The organism is Afipia sp. GW822-FHT03D08 (assembly GCF_058801645.1).
The window spans coordinates 621,663-643,699 of record NZ_JBXANK010000003.1 but is presented as its reverse complement, the minus strand read 5'-3'; the positions used below and the strand labels follow the sequence as shown (position 1 = coordinate 643,699).

Sequence of the window (22,037 nt, the reverse complement as noted above, 5' to 3'; positions counted from 1 at the left end):
TGATCGATAAGGTTAGTTGAGCGGATCACCCGACGCTAGTGGAGCGCACATTGCTGCAATGAAGCATTCACGCAGCAAAAAGGCCCCGCAGCGGGGGCCTTTCACAACTCTCATCTCAAGAAGGCTCAGTGAGCGTCAGCCCAGACCTTCTTCTTGGTGAAGTACAGCAGGCCCGACAGCACGATCAGGAAGATCATGACCTGCAAACCGAGGCGCTTGCGGGCCTCGAGATGCGGCTCGGCCGCCCACATCAGGAATGCGGCGATGTCCTTGGCGTACTGCTGCACGGTCGCAGGCGAACCGTCGTCGAACGTCACCTGACCGTCGCTGAGCGGCTTCGGCATCTTGATCGAGTGGCCGGGGAAATACTTGTTGTAGTACGACCCCTCGGGCAGCGTGAAGCCGGCCGGCGCCTTCTCCTCGTAGCCCTGCAACAGCGCGTCGATGTAGTTCGGGCCCTTCTCCTGGAATGAGAAACCCGGCAGCGCGTCGATCACGAACTGCGGGAAGCCGCGCTCATAGCCGCGCGCCTTGGCGATCAGCGACAGGTCCGGCGGATAGGCGCCGCCGTTGGCAGCGCGGGCGGCCTGCTCGTTCGGGAACGGCGACGGGAAGTAGTCAGCCGGACGGCCGGGGCGCTCAAACATGTCACCTGCGTCGTTCGGACCGTCCTTGACCTTGTACTCCGAGGCAAACGCAGCAGCCTGCGCCGGCGAGTAGCCCGGCCCGCCTGGGTCAGCGAGATTGCGGAATGCGACATACGACAGCCCGTGGCACGAGGAACAGACTTCCTTGTAGATCTTGAGGCCGCGCTGCAACTGGCCCTGATCGAACTTGCCCAGGGCACCCGCGAACGACCACTTCAGCGACGGCGGGGTTGGACCGTGTCCCTCCTCGGCCTTCGCGTTATTCATGCCGCCGAGCATCAGCATGCCGCCGACGGCAAGCGCGATCACGGCCGACACCGGCGTCCTGCCCGTCTTGCGCAGCACGTCTTCGGCGATCGAGTTCGGCAGCGGACGCGTCTTCTCGATGCGGCTGAGGATCGGCAGCACGATCAGGAAGTAGGCGAAGTAAGCGAACGTCAGGACGCGGCCAGCGACGACATAGATGCCTTCAGGCGGCTTGGCGCCGAGATAGCCGAGGCCGATGCACACCGCCACGAAGATCCAGAAGAACTGCTTGGCGAGCGGACGATACTTCGACGAGCGCGTCTTGGCGCTGTCGAGCCACGGCAGGAACGCCAGCACAATGATCGCCGAGAACATCGCGATAACGCCGGCGAGCTTGTTAGGGATCGAACGCAGGATTGCGTAGAACGGCAGGTAGTACCATTCCGGCACGATGTGCGCAGGCGTCACGGCCGGGTTGGCCGGGATGTAGTTGTCCGGATCGCCGAGATAGTTCGGGATGTAGAAAATGAACCAGGCGAAGAACAGCAGGAAGCAGGACATGCCGAACGCGTCCTTGAGGGTCGCGTAAGGCGTGAACGGCACAACGTCCTTCTCGGTCTTCGGCTCGACGCCGGCCGGATTGTTCTGACCTGCGACGTGCAGCGCCCAGATGTGCAGCACGACGACGCCGGCGATGACGAACGGCAGCAGGTAGTGCAGCGAGAAGAAGCGGTTCAGCGTCGGGTTGCCGACCGAGTAGCCGCCCCACAGCAGCGTCACGATGCTGTCGCCGACGTAGGGGATCGCGCCGAACAGGTTGGTGATGACGGTGGCGCCCCAGAAGCTCATCTGGCCCCACGGCAGCACGTAGCCCATGAAACCGGTTGCCATCATCAATAGGTAGATGATGACGCCGAGGATCCAGAGCACCTCGCGCGGCTCCTTGTACGACCCGTAGTAGAGACCGCGGAACATATGAATGTAGACGGCGATGAAGAACATCGACGCGCCGTTGGAGTGCAGGTAGCGCAGCAGCCAGCCGTAGTTGACGTCGCGAACGATCAGTTCGACCGACTTGAACGCGAAATCGACATGCGGGGTGTAGTGCATCGCCAGGATGATGCCGGTGATGATCTGCACGCCGAGCATCATCGAAAGGATCGCGCCGAACGTCCACCAGTAGTTGAGGTTACGCGGCGTCGGGTAGGCAACGAAGGACGAGTGGATCAGTCCCCCGATCGGGAGACGCCGTTCAACCCACTTCAAGACGGGGTTTTGCGGGTTGTAGTTCGATGGTCCGCTCATGATGCGATCCTGACAAAGAAGAAGCGACTCAATCGGGTCAGATTAAGAATCAGCCGATTTTGATTTTGGTGTCGGAGACGAAGGAGTACGGCGGCACCGGCAGGTTAGCAGGCGCGGGCCCCTGACGGATGCGGCCGGACGAATCGTACTGCGATCCGTGGCACGGACAGAAGAAGCCGTCGTAGCTGCCTTCATGGGCGATCGGGATACAGCCGAGATGGGTGCAGATGCCGATCACGACGAGCCACTGGTCGTGGCCTTCCTTGACGCGCGACTGGTCGCTCTGCGGATCGGGCAGGCTCGCGGTCGGAACGGCGCGCGCCTCCTCGATCTGCTTCTTGGTGCGGTTCATGATGTAGATCGGCTTGCCGCGCCAGAACACCTTGATGTCCTGTCCCGTCGCGATCGGCGTCAGATCGACTTCGATCGGAGCGCCCGCCGCGATGGTCGAGGCGTCCGGGTTCATCTGGGAGATCAGCGGCCAGGCCACTGCCGCAGCGCCGACGGCGGCTACGGATCCCGTCGCTACATAAAGAAAATCACGGCGTGTCGGCTCGGCCGAGGATGAAGACGTCACGATTGCAAACCCTTTCCGAACTGCAACCGGCGGACCCATCCCCGTTCGACGCAACGGACGCGCCGGGAGAGTAAGCCGGTGCCCGCGGGCCCCGCGGTGGCAGAATGACCACTTGTCCTACTCAACCGGGCAGAACATACGATCTAGAATCGATCTATTGGCACCCTTGCCGGGAGAGCGCAAGCCCGCTATCGGCACATTTAGTGCGACGCACTAAAACCGCCTGTGGCGGAGATTTTTCCTGAAGTTTTCCACCGGTGCCGAAGGCCGCTCCCGATGCGTGTTGTCCTTTTTCAACCTGACATCCCGCAAAACACCGGGACGATTCTGCGGCTCTGCGCCTGCCTGGACGTCGAGGCCCATATCATCGAGCCGGCCGGTTTCCCCATTTCCGACCGGCATTTCCGCCGGGCCGGAATGGATTATCTCGACCAGGTGACCATCGTCCGCCATGATTCCTGGGCCGCCTTCGAGGCGTGGCGGGCGAAATCCGGCGGCCGGCTGCTTCTTTTTTCGACAAAGGCTGCAACGCCCTATCTCGATCATATCTATCGGGGCAACGACATCCTGCTGTTCGGCCGTGAATCCGCCGGGGTCACCGATGACGTGGTAAACGCCGCCGACGAGCGGCTGGTCATCCCCATCGCGCCCGGAATGCGGTCCCTGAACGTGGCGATGACGGTCGCGATGGCGCTGGGCGAGGCGCTCCGGCAGACAAGGGGCACAGCCACGCCAAAGCCAGAAGGAACGGCGAGTTGAGTTACGCGGTGAAGGAAATCTTCCTGACATTGCAAGGCGAAGGCGCCCATGCCGGGCGCACCGCCGTGTTCTGCCGTTTTAGCGGCTGCAATCTCTGGACCGGCCGCGAGCAGGACCGCGCCAGCGCCGTCTGCCAGTTCTGTGACACCGATTTCGTCGGCACCGACGGTACGCTCGGCGGACGCTACGCGAACGCCGACGAGCTTGCCGCGACGATTGCCGCACAGTGGCAAGGGCCCGAGGGTCATCGTTATACCGTGCTGACCGGCGGCGAGCCGTTGCTGCAAGTGGATACCGCGCTGATCGACGCGCTGCATGCGCAGGGCTTTACCATCGCCATCGAGACCAACGGCACCATCGAACCGCCGCCCGGCCTCGACTGGATCTGCGTCAGCCCCAAGGCCGGATCGGAACTGGTCATCCGCAAGGGCCACGAACTGAAGCTGGTTTATCCGCAGGCGGAGAACACACCTGAGGATTTCGCGGGTCTGGAATTCGAGCGGTTCTCGTTGCAGCCGATGGACGGACCTGACATAGCGCAAAGCACGCAAGCCGCGATCGCGTATTGCTTGCGCCATCCGCAGTGGCGGCTCAGCGTCCAGACACACAAGACGCTTGGTATCAGGTAAAACCGGACACAACCGATGTGGGAATTGACGAAATCGTTCCGTTTCGAGGCCGCGCATTCGCTGCCCGGCACGACGCTGGGCGAGGCCAGTGACGAAATCCACGGCCATTCGTTCCGCGCCGAGGTTTCCATTCGCGGCATACCCGATCCCGCGACCGGGATGGTGACGGATCTGGGCGTGCTCGAGCAGCGGATGGCCGAGGTGCAGAAAATGCTCGACCACAAGCTGCTCAACAAGGTCGAGGCGCTGGGTGCCCCGACGCTGGAAAACCTCACGCGCTTCATCTGGGAGCGGGTTCAGCACGCCGGCAAGGTCACCCGCGTCAGCGTCCATCGCGACAGTTGCAACGAAAGCTGCACGTATTTCGGCCCGCAGGGTTAAACACCCGCCTAGTGTCCCGAATTCGAAGTTCGCTTCACCTTGCAGCACTCTCCGAGCGAACTTCGAATTCGAAAGGACACTAGAAACTATAAATTCTAGCGTGGTTTTGGTTTGCAAGTCCGCAAATGGCCGTGCTGCGAGGATGTTGCGGACTTGCAAACCACCACACTAGATGGAGACGATCCCATTGGAAAAGCCTGTAACAATGATCGAAGAGCGCAAGCAAAAGGCCCGCGCGTGGTTCGAACACCTGCGTGACGATATTTGCCTGTCGCTGGAAAAACTCGAGGCCGACGCGCCGTCCGCGCTCTATCCCGGCGACGCCGGCCGTTTTGCCCGCACGCCGTGGGATCGCACCGACCATTCGGGAAAACCCGGCGGCGGCGGCGTGATGTCGGTGCTGCGCGGGCGGCTCTTCGAGAAAGCCGGTGTGCATTGCTCGACAGTGCACGGCGAGTTCGCACCGGAATTCCGGGCGCAGATTCCGGGCGCCGCGGACGATCCGCGCTTCTGGGCTTCGGGCATCTCGCTGATCATCCATCCGCGCAATCCGAACGTGCCCGCGGTCCACATGAACACCCGCTTCGTGGTGACCACCAAGGCATGGTTCGGCGGCGGCGCCGATCTGACGCCAGTGCTGGACCGGCGGCGGACCCAGGACGACCCCGACACAACCGCCTTTCACGCCGCCATGAAGGCGGCCTGCGACGCCCACGCGGCGGTCGCGCCCTACGACAAGTACAAGAGCTGGTGCGACGAGTATTTCTATCTGCCCCACCGCAAGGAAGCCCGCGGCATCGGCGGCATCTTCTATGACTGGCTCGATTCGGGGGACTGGGATGCCGACCTGGCCTTCACCCAGGACGTCGGCCGGGCCTTTGCCGGGATCTATCCCGAGCTGGTGCGGCGGAATTTCAAAGACGCCTGGACCGACAAGGATCGGCAGGAGCAACTGGTGCGGCGGGGCCGCTATGTCGAGTTCAACCTGCTTTATGACCGCGGGACCATTTTCGGCCTGAAGACAGGTGGAAACGTCGACTCGATCCTGTCGTCGATGCCGCCCGAGGTGAAGTGGCCGTAACGGCTTCCGCCCTCAGGTGAAATTCACGAAAGCTTAAGAAACGGGCACTTTTGGACGCTTTTGACGTGTCACCGAGATAGCACACCCGGCAAAGAACGGTGCCGGATACCACCCAACAGGCCGGAAACCATTTGAGCCCGGACAGCCCCCAACGTATTTTGCTGCTCATAGGTGTGGCGGAATCGTACTGCCACCGAAGTTTTCTTAAGGGGCTCAGATGCGCAAGATTGCTGTACTTCTCCTCGCTGCCGCAGGCGTTAGCCTGGCTGGCGCAGCTTCCGCAGCCGATCTCGGCACTGCGCCGATCTATCGCAAGGCACCTCCGGTGCAGGTCTTCTCATGGACCGGCGGTTACATCGGCGGTTACGTCGGCGGCGCCTTCGGTGCCAAAGATGCGGTGACCGGCGTTCCGGTGATCGGCACAGGCGCAACGATCTTCGGTGGCCCGGCCGCTTCTTACAGCTACGACTCCAGCGTCATCGCCGGCTATACCAGCGGCTACAACTGGCAGTTCGCTCCGAACTGGGTGATCGGCTACGAAGGTGAAACCGGCTACATCGGCACCAAGGGTGCAACAACCTACGCCGGCCTGGCGACGACAACGGCGACGACCCGCGCTGACGGCATTTACAGCGTGTGGGCTGCCCGCTTCGGTTACGCCTTCGATCGCTCGCTGATCTACGTCAAGGGCGGCGCCGCGCTGGTGGAATTCGAAACCGGCGCTTCGAACGGAACGCCTGGCTTCCACATCGACACCATGCAGAGCAAGTATCGCCTCGGTTACGCGATCGGTGGCGGCTGGGAATATGCCTTCGACACCAAGTGGAGCGTGAAGGCTGAGTACCTCTATCTCGGCTTCGACAACAACGTCACCACCACCGGCAACCTGAACGGCAACGGCGGCATCCAGGTCTTCACGACGACTTCGCTTCCCGGCATCCACACCGCCAAGGTCGGCCTGAACTACAAGTTCGACGTGCTCGGCTACTTCCTCGGCGCGGTTCGCTAAGTACCGAAGCCTTTCTGGACGTGAAAAGCCCCGGACATTGTCCGGGGCTTTTTCGTTTTGTCGGCTACTCTTTGTCGGCGTGTCATGACCCACGGCTAGGCTGAACGCTCCTCACACCAGCAAGGAGCCGATCATGGGACTGAAAGCAGGCGACGTCGTTGTTCTCAAATCAGGCGGTCAGGCGTTGACCGTTTCCGAGGTTACCGACGAGATGATCGAATGTGTCTGGATCGGCGAGGAAGGCGATCTGTTCCGCGAGAAGCTTCCAGCCTCCGTTCTCGAACTCGCCCACATCGACATGTCCGACGATGAGGACGAAGAAGAAGACGAGGACGGCGAAGAGAACGAAGACGAAGGCGACGACCATCACGCCAAGAAGACGTCGGAAGTGGCCTGAGGCTCTGCTAAACCGGCGCCTGGCATTGCCCCCGGCGATCAACCTTAAAGCCGATGATCCCGCGTGAATTTCGCGACGGTGTCATCGGCGATGGTTTTGAGCGCCGCGCTATCCAGCGGAAACTGCAACGCCAGCCACGCATCCTCGGCCAGTGTCAGAACGTGACCGAGTGCCGGGCCTTCGGCGATACCGCGCGCAATAAAGTCCGCAGCCTTGAGCGGGAATACCGGCGGCGCCCAGCGCTCCGGCAGTGTCGCAAGTTCACGCCACGATGGGGAAGCCGCATCGCGACCCGCCCGCGCCCAGGCCAGCATCATCCGGTCGCGGTAGCGCGCAGCGCCCAGCCGGTACAGCCGCCGCTGCGCGATGGCCTCGTCCATTCCCGCCGCGCGCCACCAGCGATGCCCCATCGAATCGAGGCGCTTGGTCTCGGCATTGGACAGCCGCCAGCGCTGCGACAACCGCTTGGCATCTTCGGTGACGGCAACCGCCAATGCACCGAGGCGAAGGATGGCATCCGGTGCAAGGCCCATTTGCTGCTCGGCCACGATCATGTTGGCGAAAGCGCCGTGATAGACCACCCCCGCCGTGAGCCGCAGCAGCAGCCCGGCATCATCCATCGCCACCAGCGCCTCGGCGGCGCCTTTCGCGACCATCAGCTTCAGCATTTCCAACCGAATGCGCTCGGCCGACAGTTCCGCAAGCCCGTCGCGTCCGGCGATACAGGCCTCGTACCCCGCACGATCCGGTGCGCCCTCACCGTAAGCAGCATGAATGCGGAAGAAACGCAGGATGCGCAGATAGTCCTCCGCAATCCGCTGCGACGGCTCGCCGATAAACCGCACCCGCCGTGCCGCGATGTCCGCGCGCCCGCCGACCTCGTCATGAACCGTGCCGTCAGGCGTCACCGTCAGGCCGTTGATGGTGAAATCGCGGCGCATCGCGTCACGCGTCCAGTCGCGCCCAAACGCCACCTTGGCCTTGCGCCCGAAGGTTTCGATATCCTCGCGCAGCGTGGTCACTTCAAACGGCTGGCCTTCGATCACCAGCGTCACCGTGCCGTGTTCGACGCCGGTCGGCACCGCCTTGATATGCGCAAGCTTGGCGCGGCGGATCACTTCCTCCGGCACGGCCGTGGTCGCAATGTCGATGTCGCCGATCGGAAGGCCGAGCAGTGCATTGCGCACCGCGCCCCCTGCTACCCGCGCCTCCTCGCCGCCGGAATTGAGCAGTGTCAGCACCCGCGCCGTCGCGCCTGATCTCAGCCAGGGAGCGTCACGCAGCGAATCAGGGGCGTTCATTTCTCAGATCCCCGGATCAGCTTGCCGTTCTCGATATGCGCGGGAGTGTACGTCGACCCCGGAGGCGCGCCGGAAAAATGCGCCAGCAATATGAGGCTGACGATAACCAGCACGAACGCGGCCACCGCCAGTTTGCCGACGATGTGCAGCGGCCACGATGACTTGACCCAGACACCGGAACGGCCTGCAAGAAGGAATGCCGCATAAACCGCGAATGGAATCAGGAAAATTCCGATCTCGGTGAGGACGGGACGGATCATGCAAGATATATCCGCTCGTAAAGCGCGCGCAGCATCCCTGCGGTCGCGCCCCAGATATAATGCTCCTCGAACGGCATCTCGTAGAACGAGCGCTGCATGCCGCGAAATTCCTTGCTGCCGAGCTTGTGATTCACCGGATCCATCAGGAACGCCAGCGGCACTTCGAAGGCGGCATCGACCTCGTTGGTGTTGATGGTCAGTTCAAACCCCGGCCGGACCCGCGCCAGCGTCGGCAGGATGCGGAATCCGAACCCGGTCGCATACACATCGAGATAACCGATCGGCTCGACGAAATTCTGCTTGAGGCCAACTTCCTCGTCGGCTTCGCGCAGCGCCGCATCCATTGGCGAAGCGTCGGTCGGATCGATCTTGCCGCCAGGAAACGAAATCTGTCCGGCATGTTCGTTGAGATGTTCGGCGCGCTTGGTCAGCAGCACGGTCGGCACCTCGCGCTCCACGATGGGAACGAGAACCGCCGCCGGCCGTACCGGGCGTTCCTTCGCAATGATCTCCAGCATCGCATCGGTGCCGAAATCGCCCGTCGGCGCCAGCACCGCGGCGTCGGTCAATCCCGGCGGCACGTCGAAGTTCAGCCGCTCGTGCGCCCTGCGAAAAAATTCGCTGGAGCTCATATCGAGCGGAGCCGCGGTGCCGGCGGATACGGCGTCCTTCAAAACACTTTTGGTCAACCCAAATCCTCTTGTCTCAAACAGGGTCTCGCGCCTGTGCTGCATCCGCCATCGAGAAGAACTCGCCGCCGGACATGACCCCAAACATCTCATGGCCATCGACGACTCGAACCTCGCCCATCTCGACCAGATCATAATAGAGCGCGCGTGTGACTTTTGCCCACAAATCCGACCGCACATGGAGGTAAGGCGTTAGGCCGCCGTCTGCCGCGGCCTCGAAGCGCAACCGGTGCGCGCCATCGCATGGCACCCATTCGTCGACATTGGTGCGAAAGCTCAGCGTTCGCCCTGCGCCCTCGCCGTCCTTCTCCATCTCGACGGCGAGAAACGGCACGTCATCGACGCGGATGCCGACTTTCTCAACCGGCGTGACCAGAAAATACTTGCCGTCCTCGCGCTTGAGAATTGTGGAAAACAGCTTTACCAGCGCCGCACGCCCGATCGGTGTCCCAAGATAGAACCACGTGCCGTCGCTCGCGATCCTCATATCGAGATCGCCGCAGAACGGCGGATTCCACAGATGAACCGGCGGCAGGCCTTTCGCCGCAGCACCGCGCGCCGCCTGGGTGAGCCCGTCAAGGCGCTGAACCGGATTCAGCTCCTGTTTCTGCCCTTGGTTCGCCATTGTTTGCCCTGACCGTTGACGCTTCTGTTTGGCACGATTGGTGCACGCCTTGAAACCGAAAGCTGAGAAACCCGGAACGATGACATAGTCGACAAATCATACCTGAGTGCGGCGGGATTACTCGCCACATCGTGATGAGTTTCAAGCCCCCCACCCGCTAATGTGGGGACAGCCAAAATCGGCGAATACATAAAAGAATACATGGCCTTTGCGCCGGTTTAGCATGGGCCGAAGTCACGGCGTGAGTCCGCGGAACCCCGAAGGCGGCCTCGTGCGGCCCGATAAGGAGCGAAGAATATGGCTGGCGCAGAAGGTGTCGAGAAACTGGAAGACGTGATCGTGCGTTCGGCCGAGCAGATCGCGGGTAACATCCGCGCTGCGCGGGAGGCGGTCTCGACTGTCATCTTCGGCCAGGAACGCGTGGTCGAAAATGCGCTGGTGACGATCCTGTCCGGCGGTCACGCATTGCTGATCGGCGTTCCCGGTCTGGCGAAGACCAAGCTGGTCGAGACGCTTGGCATCACCCTCGGTCTCGACGCCAAGCGTGTGCAGTTCACGCCGGACCTGATGCCGTCCGATATTCTCGGCGCCGAAGTGCTCGACGAGAGCGTCAGCGGCAAGCGCTCGTTCCGGTTCATCTCGGGACCGGTGTTCGCGCAGCTTCTGATGGCGGACGAAATCAACCGCGCCTCGCCGCGCACGCAGTCGGCTCTGTTGCAGGCGATGCAGGAGCAGCACATCACGGTCGCCGGTGCGCGGCACGATCTGCCGAAACCGTTCCATGTGCTCGCCACGCAGAACCCGCTGGAGCAGGAAGGCACCTATCCGCTGCCGGAAGCCCAGCTCGACCGCTTCCTGATGGAGATCGATGTCGAGTATCCGGACCGTGACGCCGAACGCCGAATCCTGTTCGAGACCACAGGCGCCGAACAAACCACCGCGAAGGCGGCCATGACCGCCGAGACGCTGATTACCGCGCAGCGCCTCGTGCGCCGTCTGCCGGTCGGCGACTCCGTGGTCGAGGCCATTCTGTCTCTCGTCCGGTCCGCGCGCCCCGGCGACGACCGCGGCGAGATCGGCAAGTCGATCGCATGGGGACCGGGACCGCGCGCCAGCCAGGCGCTGATGCTCGCGGTTCGTGCACGCGCATTGCTCGACGGGCGGCTCGCGCCCTCGATCGACGACGTGCTCGATCTCGCGGAGCCGGTTCTGAAGCACCGCATGGCGCTGACCTTCTCGGCGCGTGCCGAGGGCCGCACAGTGACCGACGTCATCAAGCAGTTGAAATCACGGATCGGCTGATGGCACCACGGCCGCAACCTGCACTCCAGGAGATCGAAGCAGTCCGACGCGCAGATGGTGAAAGCCGTTCGCTCGCCGCGTCGCTGCCGCGTCTCGTGCTGGAAGCGCGGCGCATTTCGGCCAACGTCATCCACGGCCTGCACGGCCGCCGCCGGGCCGGCACCGGCGAGAACTTCTGGCAGTACCGCCGCTTCGTCTCCGGCGAGGCCTCGCAGAACGTCGACTGGCGCCGCTCGGCGCGGGACGATCATCTCTATGTCCGCGAGCAGGAGTGGGAAGCCGCGCACACCGTGTGGCTGTGGCCCGATCGCTCGAAGTCGATGGCGTTCGCCTCGAAGACCGCGCGCGACAGCAAGCTCGAGCGCGCGCTGGTGGTCACGTTCGCGCTGGCCGATCTCCTGGTGTCCGGCGGCGAACGTGTCGGCATTCCCGGACTGATGTCGCCGAGTTCGAGCAGCAACATCGTCGACAAGATGGCGCAGGCGATCCTGCACGACACCGCCACCCGATCCAGCCTGCCGCCGTCGTTCGTGCCGTCCGCGCTCGCGGAAGTCGTGGTGCTGTCGGATTTCTGGTCGCCCCTCAGTGACATCCGCGCCATGCTCGGCGGCCTCTCCTCGTCCGGCGCGCATGGGACGCTGTTGCAGGTCGTCGACCCCGCCGAAGAAACGTTCCCCTATTCCGGCCGCATCGAATTCGTCGAGCCCGAGGGCGGCGAGATCATCACCGCGGGACGCGCCGAGACCTGGGCCAGGGATTACACCGCGCGCGTCGCCGCCCATCGCGCCGCGATCCGCGAGGAAACCAGCAAGCTCGGCTGGCTGTTCTCGACCCACACCACCGATCGCTCGGCCGCCGAACTGCTGCTGTATCTGCACAGCGGCATGATGGTCACCAAAGGCAGTGCCGGCCGCGTCGCTATAACAGCGGGGCGCACCTCATGATGGGCCTGCCGCTCTCGTTCGCCGAACCGTGGCTGCTGGCGGGCCTGCTGAGCCTTCCCGCACTATGGTGGCTGCTGCGCGTGATGCCGCCGCGCCCGCGCCGCATCGATTTTCCGCCGACGCGCCTGCTGTTCGATATCGCGCCGAAGGAAGAAACTCCGTCGCGCACTCCGTGGTGGCTGACACTGCTGCGCCTGCTCGCCGCTGCGCTGGTGATCCTCGCCGCCGCCGGTCCGGTCTGGAATCCGAGCGAAGGCGTGACGCGCTCCAGCGCGCCGCTGGTGCTGCTGCTCGACGACGGCTGGAGCGCCGCGTCCAACTGGGATGCACGCATCAGAACCGCGGATGAACTGGTCACCAATGCGGAATCCGACCGGCGCGCGGTGGCGCTGGTGCCGCTGTCCGATGCGACGCGCGACGTCACGCTGATGCCGGCCGGTACCGCGCGCGTGGCGCTGCGCCAGTTCGCGCCGAAGCCGTACGCCGTCGAGCGCGTCGAGGCGCTGCCCGCCCTGGCGCGCTTTCTCGCCAAGACCGGCGACAGTGAAATCGTTTGGCTCAACGACGGCATCGATACCGGGCGCGGCAGCGAATTCACCGAAGGCCTGACGAAGACGATTCAGGATCGCACGCTGACGATTTTCGAAAGCGGCACTCCGCCTGCGCATGCATTGGTCGCGGCCGAGAATGCTGCCGCGAAAATGACGGTGAAGGTACTGCGCGCCGGAAGCGGCGGAGGCGATACCGGACTCGTCCGCGCGCTCGATCAGAAAGGTTCGCCCATTGGCGAAGCAAAGTTTGCATTCGGCGCGCAGGATCGCGAGACCGAGGCGAGCTTCGACCTGCCGGTGGAGCTGCGCAACGACATCACGCGGCTGGAAGTCTCCGGCGAGCGCTCGGCCGGCGCTGTGCAACTGCTCGACAAGCGCTGGCGGCGGCGCGCCATCGGCATTGTCTCCGGCGCGACCAGCGACACCGCGCAGCCGCTGCTGGCCTCAACCTTCTATCTGACGCGCGCGCTGGCGCCGTTCGCCGACGTTCGGCTGGGCGAGCGCGGCTCGCCTGCGCTGGCGATCGGGCAGTTTCTGGATCAGAAGCTGCCGATGATCGTGCTCGCGGACGTCGGAACGCTGACGCCGGACATCCGCGACCGCCTCAATACATGGATCGCGCAGGGCGGTGTGCTGGTGCGTTTCGCCGGGCCGCGTCTGGCAGCCGGTGACGACGATCTGGTGCCGGTGAAACTGCGGCGCGGCGGGCGCAGCCTGGGCGGCAGTCTCACGTGGGAGAAGCCGCAGCCGCTGGCGTCGTTCGCCGCCGATGGCCCGTTCGCGGGCCTCACCGTGCCAAAGGATATTACGGTGACGCGTCAGGTGCTGGCCGAGCCCGATCCGGCGCTGGCCTCGCGAAGCTGGGCGTCGCTCGCCGACGGAACGCCGCTGGTGACCGGCGAACATCGCGACAGGGGCATGCTCGCCCTGTTCCACATCAGCGCCGATATGCGCTGGTCGGACCTGCCGTTGTCTGGCACCTTTGTCGAGATGCTGCGGCGAATCGTCGATATGTCGGGCTACACGGCCAACGTGGGCGCAGGTGTCGCCGCCGAGGCCGGAGCGGAGACTGTTGCGCCAATCCGCACCCTCGACGGCTTCGGTGCGTTCGGTCCGCCGCCCTCCACCGCAAAGCCGGTGCGCGCCGACTACCGCGACCGCGCCTCGCTCGATCATCCGCCCGGTCTCTATGGACCCGCCGACGGTCCGCTCGCAGTGAACGCGCTCGCTGCCGCTGACCGGCTCGTCCCGCTCGACACGTCCGCACTGAAAGCGCGCCGCGCGACCTACACCAACGCCGAGCCGCGCGACCTGCGCGGCATCCTGCTCTCCACGGCGCTGGCGCTGTTCCTGATCGACGCGGTCATCGTCGCCATTCTTGGCGGCGGGCTCGCTGCATTGCTGAGACGCCGCACTGCGACGGCGGCGGCGCTTGCCATCGCATTCGCGCTTGCGTCTGTCAGCGCAGTGCCCTCGCCGTCTTATGCGCAGGCTCCGAAAGCTCCAGCCCAGAGTGCGCCCGCGAAGTCTGCTGCGAACAACGCCGCCAATGACGACTTCGCCATCAAGGCCGTCGCGCAGACGCGCCTCGCCTATGTCCTGACCGGCAACGCCGATGTGGATTCGATTGTGAAGGCCGGCCTGTCGGGCCTGACGCTTTTTCTCGCGCAACGCACCGCGCTGGAAGCCGGCGAGCCGGTCGGCGTGGATCCGGCGCGCGATGAACTCGCGTTCTTCCCGCTGGTGTACTGGCCGGTGATCACCGGCGCGCCGAAGCCGTCGCAGGACGCCATCAACAAGCTCGACGCCTACATGAAGCAGGGCGGTACGGTGCTGTTCGACACCCGCGACGCCATCGAGGCGCCGCCGGGTCCCGGCGGTGAATCGCAGACGCCCGGCATGCTGACGCTGCGTGAAATTCTGTCCTCGCTCGACATTCCCGAACTCGAGCCGGTGCCGCGCGAGCACGTGCTGACCAAGACGTTCTACCTGCTGCGCGATTTTCCCGGCCGCTTCAACTCGGGACAGACCTGGGTCGAGACGCTGCCGCGCGGCGATGATGAGGATGCCGCCGACCGTCCCGCACGCGGCGGCGACGGCGTCTCGCCGATCATCATCACCTCGAACGACCTTGCAGGTGCATGGGCGATGCGGGCTGACGGCCTGCCGATGCTGCCGCTGACGCCGGGCGATCCGCGCCAGCGCGAAATGGCCTTCCGCGCCGGCGTCAACATCGTGATGTACACCCTGACCGGCAACTACAAGGCCGATCAGGTCCACGCACCGGCGCTGATCGAACGGCTGGGGCAATAAGTATGCGCAGAATATTTGGTTTGCGATCTCCGCTGCGAATGCAATGCACCCCCTCTCCCCGGCGGGGAGAGGGTTGGGGTGAGGGGCTCTCGATGTTCCCTCAAGAGCACCGAACCCCCTCACCCGGCGCTTCGCGCCGACCTCTCCCCCTCGGGGAGAGGTGGACAGCAAGTTTCAACACCGGGCCTTACCAAGGTACAGACATCGTTATCCTTCGAGGCGCATCGGGACGGCGCGCACCTCAGGATGACGTCAGAGCATCGAGCTAATTCATGCAGTATGGCATTGCATTCGCGCCCCTCGTTCCCACGCTCGTGCTGTGGGTCGGCCTCGCTGCCATCGTCGTGATCGCTGCTGTCCTGATGATGGCGCGTGCGCGCGGCGCAGCGGTGCGTGTCGCCGCACTCACCCTGATTTTGCTGGCGCTGGCCAATCCGTCGTTTACGCGCGAAGAGCGCGAACCTCTGACCTCGGTCGCGGCTGTCGTGATCGACAAGAGCCCAAGCCAGAATTTCGGCGAGCGCACCCGCGAGACCAACGAGGCGCGCGAGGCACTGGTCGCCCGTCTGAAAGACATCAAGGGACTTGAGGTGCGCGTCGTCGAGGCCGGACAGGCCGACGGCGAAACCGACGGCACCAAGCTGTTCTCGGCGGTCACCTCGGCGCTGTCCGATGTGCCGACCGACCGCGTGGCCGGTGCGTTTCTCATCACCGACGGACGGGTGCACGACATTCCCGCCACTGCCGCCGCCATCGGCTTCAATGCGCCGGTGCATGCGCTGATCACCGGGCGCAGCAACGAGCGCGACCGCCGCGTCGCCATTGTCGCCGCACCCCGTTTCGGCATTGTCGGGCAGACCCAAACCATCACCTATCGCCTCGACGATCAGGGCGTGACCAACCAGAGCGCCCGGGTTGTGGTCCGGCGCGACGGCGACGTGCTGAGCGAGCGCGCAGTGCGCAGCGGCGAGCAGGTCAGCGTAACCATCGAGATTCCGCATGCGGGGCCGAACATTGTCGAGATCGAGGCCTCGAAGCTCGACGATGAGCTGACGCCGGTGAACAACCGCGCTGTGGTTTCCATCGACGGCGTCCGCGACAAGCTGCGCGTGCTGCTGGTGTCCGGTGAGCCGCATTCCGGCGAACGCACCTGGCGCAACCTGCTGAAGTCGGACGCCAGCGTCGATCTGGTGCATTTCACCATTCTGCGCCCGCCCGAGAAACAGGACGGCACCCCGATCAACGAACTGTCGCTGATCGCATTTCCGACCCGCGAACTGTTTCAGCAGAAGATCAACGAATTCCAGCTCATCATCTTCGACCGCTACGCGCGGCAAGGTGTGCTGCCGATTTCGTATTTCGACAACATCACCCGCTATGTGCGCAACGGCGGCGCGGTTCTGGTTTCGGCGGGACCCGATTATGCGAGCCCGACCAGCATCTGGCGCACGCCGCTCGATGCGATCCTCCCCGCAGAGCCGGTCGGCGTCAGCGAACAGGCTTTCACAGCGCGCCTGAGCAATGTCGGCAAGCGCCATCCGGTGACGCGCGGGCTTGAAGGCTCCAGCAGCGAGCCGCCGCACTGGAGCCGCTTCTTCCGCCTGATCGACACGCGCAACCCCGCCAACCCGCCGATCATGGAAGGCGCCGACGGCAAGCCGCTGCTGCTGCTGTCACGGCAGGGCGAAGGCCGCGTCGCGCTGCTGCTGTCCGACCACATCTGGCTGTGGGCGCGCGGCTATGAAGGCGGCGGCCCGCATCTCGATCTGCTGCGGCGGATGTCGCACTGGCTGATGAAGCAGCCGGATCTCGATGAGGAAGCACTGCGGCTGAAAGTCGAGGGCCGCGATCTCGTCGCGGTGCGCCAGACCATGGCCGACACCGTGTCGCCGGTCACCATTACCTCTCCGTCCGGTGTGATGCGCCAGGTGACGCTGAACGCCGGCGAACCCGGCGAATGGCGCGCCTCGATCAGCGCCGACGAGCTTGGCCTCTGGCAGGCCACCGACGGGTCGCTGAAGGCGCTGATCAATGTCGGCCCGGTCAATCCGAAGGAATTCGCGGAAGTCACATCGACAACGGAAGCGCTGCGCCCGCTGTTGCAGGCGACCGGCGGCGATGCGCGCCGCGTGGCCGACAGCGGCAGCATCGATCTGCCGCGCGTGCTGCCGGTGCGCGCCTCGACCGTGTTTCGCGGCGAAGGCTGGCTCGGCGTTAAAATGCGCGATGCGAGCGTGGTGCGCGGCATCGGCGTGCTGCCGATCTTCGCCGGCCTGATTGGCCTGTTGCTGCTGCTCGGCGCATTCGCCAGCACCTGGCTGCGGGAAGGCCGCTAGTTTCTCGGCCATTGGCCGACTGGGCCAATGAGCAAGCTGGCTGCAAATTCAGACGTGGTGGAAAGTTAAGCGGCCGAACGCCGGGCCACCGCGACCGACAGCATCGAGATCAGCTCCGATAGCGGAACATGGATGCTGACGGGCTTCAACTTGAGCTGGAAGGTCATGATCGCTTCGTGGCAGCGAAGCCCCTTCCCGCCTTTGACCAGGCCCAGATCACGAATGAGCTTGTAGGTTTTACCATCCGCCATTCGCACAAGACGGACGTTCTCAAAATACTTGAGCATTCACGCTCTCCTCGCGCGAATGAGAACAGCCGTTCGTTACGATTCGGTCAACCATGACAGCCATGTAACAGCCGCGCCCTGTGTCCTTTTGGTCGCGCGCCGCCGCTTTCGGCCACCCCCTCCAGCCTCCTGAGTTGACACCCTGGCCTCGACCAGCGATGTTATATTATAACATCTGGAACCGGACCGGATGGGTCTAACCGGATGAGTGTAGGGCGCATCGGCTCATGAACTGGCTGCGATCGAGGGCAAAGAGGCTGTCGCTGCTGGCGCTGTTCGCGCTGGCGCTGCAACTCGGCCTGTCGTTCGGCCATTGCCACCACGATGTCGCCGTTGCCGGTATCGCGGCGAGCCAGTCGCAAGCATCGACGCCCGATACAGACCACGACCAGGATGTCCATCACGACCTGTGCGCCATCTGCGCAACCATGGCGATGGCCAACACCCTCGTGGCAGCAGTTCCACCCTCGCTGACGATGCCGCTGACGGTCACGGCGCTCCGGACCGCCTTCCATTATAAAACCATCGCGGAGGACGCCCGCCGCGGCGCATTCCGCTCCCGCGCACCTCCGCAAGCCTGACTCGAATTGTTGTCCGATCCCGACGGTCGCCGCGCAGCGGTGATCGCGGGACATTCGAGGTGAGCCGCCCGGTCCCACACGATGGATCGGAGGCGGCATCAGGATCAAAGCATCATGTCGTACAAGTTTCTTCGCGCCTCGCTGGCCGGCGGCTCCGCCGTCGCCATGGCGCTTCTCGTCAACGGCGCCGCGCGGTCGCAGCAGGCCGACCCTGGCGCCGGCGAAACGCTGCCCGAAATCGTCGTGCAGGCGCCGAGCCCGATCCAGCGGCCGCATCGGCATAGCGCGCAGCCGGGCCGCACGACGGCCGCAGCGCCAGCCGCTGCCCCTGCGCCCAACCCCGAGACCTTTGCGGGCACACTGCCGATTGTCACCGATCAGTTTGCCACCGTTACCGTGGTGCCCAATGAGGAAATCCGCCGCAGCGCCGCCGCAACTCTCGGCGATCTCCTGAACAACAAGCCCGGCATCACCGGCTCGTCCTTCGCGCCCGGCGCATCGAGCCGTCCGATTATCCGCGGGCTCGACGTCAATCGCGTCGGCATTGTCGAGAACGGCATCGGCAGCAACGGCGCATCAGATCTTGGCGAAGATCATTTCGTGCCGATCGATCCGCTCTCGACCAATCAGGTCGAGGTCATCCGCGGTCCGGCAACGCTACGCTACGGATCGCAGTCAATCGGCGGCGTGGTCAGCGCCAGCAACAACCGCATTCCCGATACCCTGCCGTGCAGCGCGGTACCCTCGATCCAGACCTACGGATACAACGTCCAGGCGCCGCAGCTCTCGCCGTCGAATCCCTGCGCCAGCTTTGAGACGCGCTCGTCGTTATCGAGCGTCGATCTCGGACGCGAAGGCGCGGTGCTGCTTGATGCCGCAGGCAACAACGTCGCGATCCATGCCGACGCTTTCGCGCGCAAGACCGAAGACTACAGCATTCCGAATTCGCCCTACCGCTTCGATCCGACACGGCCATTCACCGGCAAGCAGCCGAACTCCTCATCACAATCCGACGGCGCATCGATCGGCGGATCGTATTTCTTCGCAGGCGGATTCATCGGCGCAGCCATCCAGCAGAACAACAGCATCTATCACATCCCCGGCGAGGACGGCGAAGACCACCGCACCCGCATCAGTGCGCGGCAGACCAAGCTGACGGTGAAGGGCGACTATCACCCCGACACCAAAGCTATCGACGTGATCCGGTTCTGGGCCGGCGCCACCGACTATAAGCACAATGAAATCGGCCTGGCCGATCCGGCTGATTTTTCAAGCGACGGCGTGCGCCAGACCTTCACCAACAAGGAGCAGGAAGGCCGCGTCGAGGTGCAGTTCGCGCCGCTCAATCTGCGCTTTGCGGCCTTGACCACTGCGGTCGGCGTGCAGGCCTCGCACCAGGAACTGACCGCGCCGAGCCCGGACGATCCGGGCAGCCCGCTCAACGGCCTGTGGGACCCGAACAGGAACACCAAGGTCGCTGGCTACATCTTCAACGAGTTCAAGTTCAGCGAGATCACCAAGGCGCAGGTGGCAGCGCGCGTCGAACATGTGAATTTGAGTGGCACCACGCCGGCCTTCGTTCCGGACCTGTTTGATCTCAATGTCGATCCTACGGCGATCGGTCCGGCGACACCGCGCAATCTGAACTTCACGCCGAAGAGCGGCAGCATCGGCCTGATCCAGAATCTTCCGTGGAATCTGGCGGCCAGCATCACCGGCCAGTACACCGAACGCGCGCCCAAGCCCGCCGAGCTGTTCTCGCGCGGCGGTCACGATGCGACAACGACTTTCGATATCGGCAATCCGAATCTCGGCATCGAGACCGCAAAGTCGGTCGAGGTCGGTCTGCGCCGCGCGACCGGGCCGTTCCGGTTCGAACTCACCGGTTACTACACGCGCTTCGACGGCTTCATCTACCGGCGGCTGACCGGCAATACATGTCAAGATGTCACGTGTCAGGCCGGCCCGGGTCTCGAACTCAATCAGGCGATCTACTCGCAGAAGGATGCGACCTTCCGCGGGGCCGAATTCCAGTTTCAGTACGATGTGCTGCCGCTCTGGGCCGGACAGTTCGGCATTGAGGGACAATATGACGTCGTGCGCGCCACCTTCACCGACGGCACCAACGTGCCGCGCATTCCGCCGCAGCGGCTTGGCGGCGGCGTCTACTATCGCGACGCCAACTGGCTCGCCCGCGTCAACCTTCTGCATGCTTTCGCCCAGAACGACATCGGCGGCATCGAGACCGCGACACCGGGCTATAACCGTCTGCGAGCCGAGCTGAGCTACACCACAAAGCTCGCCAAGAGCGACTGGTGGAGTGCGAAGGAATTCACCTTCGGTGTTGTCGGCGACAACCTGCTCAATGAAGACATCCGCAACTCCGTATCCTACAGCAAGGATCAGGTGCTGCTGCCGGGCATCGGCGTGCGTATGTTTGCAAATGTGAAGTACTGACAGCCGTCATTGCGAGCGAAGCGTTTGCTTCTCCCTCTCCCCGCCTGCGGGGAGAGGGTTGGGGTGAGGGGCAAAATGTTGTCGCACACCGCGATGCCCGGCCCCTCACCCGGATTGCTTCGCAATCCGACCTCTCCCCGTACACGGGGAGAGGTAAAACCGAAAAATCCTTTGCGTCACCGCGCCCGCGCGAAATTCCAGTCGGGACGGATCGCTCCGCTGACGCCTTCAAAAGCGCCCTCGACAAGTTCGTGCACCAATAGCCGGGCGTGATCGACCGGTCCCGGCATCGTCGCCTGCCCCTTCGGAATCCGCTTGAAGCCGACGCGGCTGTAATAGGCCTCGTCGCCGACCAGCAGCACCAGCCGGTGACCCTTTGCCTTCGCATCTTTCAACGCGCGGTCGAGCAGCGCCCGGCCGACGCCGCGATCGCGGAACGGCGGCTCGACGGTGAGCGGCCCCAGCAACAATGCCGGCGTGTTGCCGATGCAGACCGGCAGTTGCCGCACCGAGCCGACCATCAGCGTGCCGATCCGTGCGGTGAACGACAGATCGAGCAGATGATCGACATGCTCCCGCAGCCGATAGGCGCTGAGCGCGTAACGGCCCGGCCCGAACGTGCGCTCGTGCAGGCGCTCGATGGCCTGCTCGTCGCCGGGGGTTTCGGCCAGGATGGTCAGGGAAAGGTCGGACATGATGGACCGCGAATTAGCATCTGGCGTGGGCACGGTCTACGGCCCACCGGATCGACTGAGCTGAAATCTCCGCCCAATCACGAGTTCACCCGCCGTCATTTCGGGATGCGCGTCCTTCACGCGCAGGCCCGGAATCCAGAACGACTGGATTCCGGGTTCGCTCGCGCCGCGGAATGACGGAGGCGGTTAAATCCAGTCCTCGGTCAAAGGCCGGTTATCCAGCACTTCGGCGATCCGCGCCCTTGTCCCTTGGGTGGTGTCGGATGGCAGATCTGCGACACTGAAAAAGCCGCAGGCCACGATTTCGTGGTTGGGCTCAGGCATCCGGTCCTGCCGGTACTGCCGCACGACATAGACCGCGACATGGTCGCGCGGCGACACCCGGCGGTTGAAGAACAGGCCATGCAGGAGCGGCTCGCCGGTCATCTCGATCCGGCCCTCCTCGATCAGTTCGCGCTTCAGTGAACTCAGGAAAGTCTCGCCGGTCTCGACGCCGCCGCCCGGCAGATGCCAGCCGGAGACGTAGCTGTGCTTGACCAGAAACACGCGGTTCTCGCCATCGAGCACGACCGCGCGCACGCCGAGCGTCATGCCCCGGGCGAAGCGCCAGTAGACGTGAAACATGCGCCGGAGCAGAGGCTCGATTTTCATGCGAACGTTTGAGA

General features: G+C 64.0%; 21 protein-coding genes. 12 read left to right on the top strand and 9 right to left on the bottom strand.

From position 1 onward, the window contains the following. Window positions 1-125: 125 nt before the first annotated feature. Together AC1RM7_RS22320 and petA are read right to left on the bottom strand one after the other, a co-directional pair. The gene (locus AC1RM7_RS22320) at window positions 126-2,198 is read right to left on the bottom strand and encodes a cytochrome c1 (RefSeq protein ID WP_024919412.1); all 2,073 of its coding nucleotides are present in this window, start codon (window positions 2,196-2,198) and stop codon (window positions 126-128) included. A 49-nt stretch (window positions 2,199-2,247) separates the two neighbouring features. Further along, on the bottom strand, window positions 2,248-2,778 hold the full coding sequence (gene petA, locus AC1RM7_RS22315) for a ubiquinol-cytochrome c reductase iron-sulfur subunit (protein WP_152544124.1): 531 nt from the start codon (window positions 2,776-2,778) through the stop codon (window positions 2,248-2,250). 273 nt (window positions 2,779-3,051) lie between these two features. Here petA and AC1RM7_RS22310 point away from each other — a divergent pair, with 273 nt between their 5' ends. From AC1RM7_RS22310 to AC1RM7_RS22285, 6 genes are all read left to right on the top strand, one after another. Next, complete coding sequence (locus AC1RM7_RS22310; RefSeq protein WP_024919414.1) at window positions 3,052-3,534, top strand: tRNA (cytidine(34)-2'-O)-methyltransferase; 483 nt, start codon at window positions 3,052-3,054, stop codon at window positions 3,532-3,534. Continuing rightward, entirely contained in the window at window positions 3,531-4,163 is a 633-nt protein-coding gene (gene queE, locus AC1RM7_RS22305) for a 7-carboxy-7-deazaguanine synthase (RefSeq protein ID WP_006018980.1), read from the top strand. The genes AC1RM7_RS22310 and queE overlap by 4 nt, the downstream gene beginning before the upstream one ends. A 15-nt stretch (window positions 4,164-4,178) precedes the next feature. Then, the gene (locus AC1RM7_RS22300) at window positions 4,179-4,544 is read left to right on the top strand and encodes a 6-pyruvoyl trahydropterin synthase family protein (RefSeq protein WP_006018979.1); all 366 of its coding nucleotides are present in this window, start codon (window positions 4,179-4,181) and stop codon (window positions 4,542-4,544) included. A 205-nt stretch (window positions 4,545-4,749) separates the two neighbouring features. Then, window positions 4,750-5,625 carry an oxygen-dependent coproporphyrinogen oxidase gene (gene hemF, locus AC1RM7_RS22295; RefSeq protein WP_192824433.1) on the top strand — a complete coding sequence of 292 codons (876 nt, stop codon included), beginning with the start codon at window positions 4,750-4,752 and terminating at the stop codon, window positions 5,623-5,625. Window positions 5,626-5,842: 217 nt separating this feature from the next. Then, window positions 5,843-6,634 carry an outer membrane protein gene (locus AC1RM7_RS22290; protein WP_024919416.1) on the top strand — a complete coding sequence of 264 codons (792 nt, stop codon included), beginning with the start codon at window positions 5,843-5,845 and terminating at the stop codon, window positions 6,632-6,634. Between the two features lie 133 nt (window positions 6,635-6,767). Further along, window positions 6,768-7,031: a YodC family protein gene (locus tag AC1RM7_RS22285; RefSeq protein ID WP_024919417.1), complete on the top strand. Its 264-nt coding sequence runs from the start codon at window positions 6,768-6,770 to the stop codon at window positions 7,029-7,031. Window positions 7,032-7,075: 44 nt separating this feature from the next. Here AC1RM7_RS22285 and AC1RM7_RS22280 read toward each other — a convergent pair whose 3' ends face one another. The 4 genes from AC1RM7_RS22280 to AC1RM7_RS22265 are packed head-to-tail and all read right to left on the bottom strand — an operon-like array spanning window position 7,076 to window position 9,906. Beyond that, complete coding sequence (locus AC1RM7_RS22280; RefSeq protein WP_024919418.1) at window positions 7,076-8,332, bottom strand: CCA tRNA nucleotidyltransferase; 1,257 nt, start codon at window positions 8,330-8,332, stop codon at window positions 7,076-7,078. Then, window positions 8,329-8,592, bottom strand: coding sequence for a DUF6111 family protein (locus AC1RM7_RS22275; RefSeq protein ID WP_024919419.1), 264 nt, complete (start codon window positions 8,590-8,592; stop codon window positions 8,329-8,331). The genes AC1RM7_RS22280 and AC1RM7_RS22275 overlap by 4 nt, the downstream gene beginning before the upstream one ends. Continuing rightward, window positions 8,589-9,281, bottom strand: a complete 693-nt coding sequence (locus AC1RM7_RS22270; RefSeq protein ID WP_006018972.1) for a CoA pyrophosphatase — start codon at window positions 9,279-9,281, stop codon at window positions 8,589-8,591. The genes AC1RM7_RS22275 and AC1RM7_RS22270 overlap by 4 nt, the downstream gene beginning before the upstream one ends. A 16-nt stretch (window positions 9,282-9,297) precedes the next feature. Then, the gene (locus AC1RM7_RS22265) at window positions 9,298-9,906 is read right to left on the bottom strand and encodes a DUF1285 domain-containing protein (protein ID WP_024919420.1); all 609 of its coding nucleotides are present in this window, start codon (window positions 9,904-9,906) and stop codon (window positions 9,298-9,300) included. A 297-nt stretch (window positions 9,907-10,203) separates the two neighbouring features. Between AC1RM7_RS22265 and AC1RM7_RS22260 the strand changes: the two genes are divergently transcribed. From AC1RM7_RS22260 to AC1RM7_RS22245, 4 genes are all read left to right on the top strand, one after another. Next, complete coding sequence (locus tag AC1RM7_RS22260) at window positions 10,204-11,208, top strand: AAA family ATPase (protein ID WP_024919421.1); 1,005 nt, start codon at window positions 10,204-10,206, stop codon at window positions 11,206-11,208. Further along, window positions 11,208-12,152 carry a DUF58 domain-containing protein gene (locus AC1RM7_RS22255; protein WP_024919422.1) on the top strand — a complete coding sequence of 315 codons (945 nt, stop codon included), beginning with the start codon at window positions 11,208-11,210 and terminating at the stop codon, window positions 12,150-12,152. Before AC1RM7_RS22260 ends, AC1RM7_RS22255 begins: the two co-directional genes overlap by 1 nt. Beyond that, window positions 12,149-15,016: a DUF4159 domain-containing protein gene (locus AC1RM7_RS22250; protein ID WP_024919423.1), complete on the top strand. Its 2,868-nt coding sequence runs from the start codon at window positions 12,149-12,151 to the stop codon at window positions 15,014-15,016. The genes AC1RM7_RS22255 and AC1RM7_RS22250 overlap by 4 nt, the downstream gene beginning before the upstream one ends. A gap of 272 nt (window positions 15,017-15,288) precedes the next feature. Continuing rightward, window positions 15,289-17,352 carry a membrane protein gene (locus AC1RM7_RS22245; RefSeq protein ID WP_024919424.1) on the top strand — a complete coding sequence of 688 codons (2,064 nt, stop codon included), beginning with the start codon at window positions 15,289-15,291 and terminating at the stop codon, window positions 17,350-17,352. A gap of 65 nt (window positions 17,353-17,417) precedes the next feature. On the opposite strand, the gene AC1RM7_RS22240 is transcribed toward AC1RM7_RS22245, so the two are convergent. Then, window positions 17,418-17,639, bottom strand: coding sequence for a hypothetical protein (locus AC1RM7_RS22240; protein WP_006018966.1), 222 nt, complete (start codon window positions 17,637-17,639; stop codon window positions 17,418-17,420). Window positions 17,640-17,866: 227 nt separating this feature from the next. Between AC1RM7_RS22240 and AC1RM7_RS22235 the strand changes: the two genes are divergently transcribed. Beyond that, the gene (locus tag AC1RM7_RS22235; protein WP_024919425.1) at window positions 17,867-18,220 is read left to right on the top strand and encodes a DUF2946 family protein; all 354 of its coding nucleotides are present in this window, start codon (window positions 17,867-17,869) and stop codon (window positions 18,218-18,220) included. A gap of 114 nt (window positions 18,221-18,334) precedes the next feature. Continuing rightward, window positions 18,335-20,677 carry a TonB-dependent receptor gene (locus tag AC1RM7_RS22230; protein ID WP_024919426.1) on the top strand — a complete coding sequence of 781 codons (2,343 nt, stop codon included), beginning with the start codon at window positions 18,335-18,337 and terminating at the stop codon, window positions 20,675-20,677. A 176-nt stretch (window positions 20,678-20,853) separates the two neighbouring features. On the opposite strand, the gene AC1RM7_RS22225 is transcribed toward AC1RM7_RS22230, so the two are convergent. Together AC1RM7_RS22225 and AC1RM7_RS22220 are read right to left on the bottom strand one after the other, a co-directional pair. After that, on the bottom strand, window positions 20,854-21,372 hold the full coding sequence (locus AC1RM7_RS22225; protein WP_024919427.1) for a GNAT family N-acetyltransferase: 519 nt from the start codon (window positions 21,370-21,372) through the stop codon (window positions 20,854-20,856). A 186-nt stretch (window positions 21,373-21,558) separates the two neighbouring features. Next, window positions 21,559-22,023 carry an NUDIX domain-containing protein gene (locus tag AC1RM7_RS22220; protein ID WP_006018962.1) on the bottom strand — a complete coding sequence of 155 codons (465 nt, stop codon included), beginning with the start codon at window positions 22,021-22,023 and terminating at the stop codon, window positions 21,559-21,561. Between the last annotated feature and the right edge of the window lie 14 nt (window positions 22,024-22,037).

Excerpts from the sequence above, each read along its gene's own strand:
- AC1RM7_RS22320 (WP_024919412.1), bottom strand. The coding sequence starts at position 2,198 with ATGAGCGGACCATCGAACTACAACCCGCAAAACCCCGTCTTGAAGTGG.
- AC1RM7_RS22310 (WP_024919414.1), top strand. The coding sequence starts at position 3,052 with ATGCGTGTTGTCCTTTTTCAACCTGACATCCCGCAAAACACCGGGACG.
- AC1RM7_RS22300 (WP_006018979.1), top strand. The coding sequence starts at position 4,179 with ATGTGGGAATTGACGAAATCGTTCCGTTTCGAGGCCGCGCATTCGCTG.
- hemF (WP_192824433.1), top strand. The coding sequence starts at position 4,750 with ATGATCGAAGAGCGCAAGCAAAAGGCCCGCGCGTGGTTCGAACACCTG.
- AC1RM7_RS22290 (WP_024919416.1), top strand. The coding sequence starts at position 5,843 with ATGCGCAAGATTGCTGTACTTCTCCTCGCTGCCGCAGGCGTTAGCCTG.
- AC1RM7_RS22285 (WP_024919417.1), top strand. The coding sequence starts at position 6,768 with ATGGGACTGAAAGCAGGCGACGTCGTTGTTCTCAAATCAGGCGGTCAG.
- AC1RM7_RS22280 (WP_024919418.1), bottom strand. The coding sequence starts at position 8,332 with ATGAACGCCCCTGATTCGCTGCGTGACGCTCCCTGGCTGAGATCAGGC.
- AC1RM7_RS22275 (WP_024919419.1), bottom strand. The coding sequence starts at position 8,592 with ATGATCCGTCCCGTCCTCACCGAGATCGGAATTTTCCTGATTCCATTC.
- AC1RM7_RS22265 (WP_024919420.1), bottom strand. The coding sequence starts at position 9,906 with ATGGCGAACCAAGGGCAGAAACAGGAGCTGAATCCGGTTCAGCGCCTT.
- AC1RM7_RS22260 (WP_024919421.1), top strand. The coding sequence starts at position 10,204 with ATGGCTGGCGCAGAAGGTGTCGAGAAACTGGAAGACGTGATCGTGCGT.
- AC1RM7_RS22255 (WP_024919422.1), top strand. The coding sequence starts at position 11,208 with ATGGCACCACGGCCGCAACCTGCACTCCAGGAGATCGAAGCAGTCCGA.
- AC1RM7_RS22250 (WP_024919423.1), top strand. The coding sequence starts at position 12,149 with ATGATGGGCCTGCCGCTCTCGTTCGCCGAACCGTGGCTGCTGGCGGGC.
- AC1RM7_RS22245 (WP_024919424.1), top strand. The coding sequence starts at position 15,289 with ATGCAGTATGGCATTGCATTCGCGCCCCTCGTTCCCACGCTCGTGCTG.
- AC1RM7_RS22240 (WP_006018966.1), bottom strand. The coding sequence starts at position 17,639 with ATGCTCAAGTATTTTGAGAACGTCCGTCTTGTGCGAATGGCGGATGGT.
- AC1RM7_RS22235 (WP_024919425.1), top strand. The coding sequence starts at position 17,867 with ATGAACTGGCTGCGATCGAGGGCAAAGAGGCTGTCGCTGCTGGCGCTG.
- AC1RM7_RS22230 (WP_024919426.1), top strand. The coding sequence starts at position 18,335 with ATGTCGTACAAGTTTCTTCGCGCCTCGCTGGCCGGCGGCTCCGCCGTC.
- AC1RM7_RS22225 (WP_024919427.1), bottom strand. The coding sequence starts at position 21,372 with ATGTCCGACCTTTCCCTGACCATCCTGGCCGAAACCCCCGGCGACGAG.
- AC1RM7_RS22220 (WP_006018962.1), bottom strand. The coding sequence starts at position 22,023 with ATGAAAATCGAGCCTCTGCTCCGGCGCATGTTTCACGTCTACTGGCGC.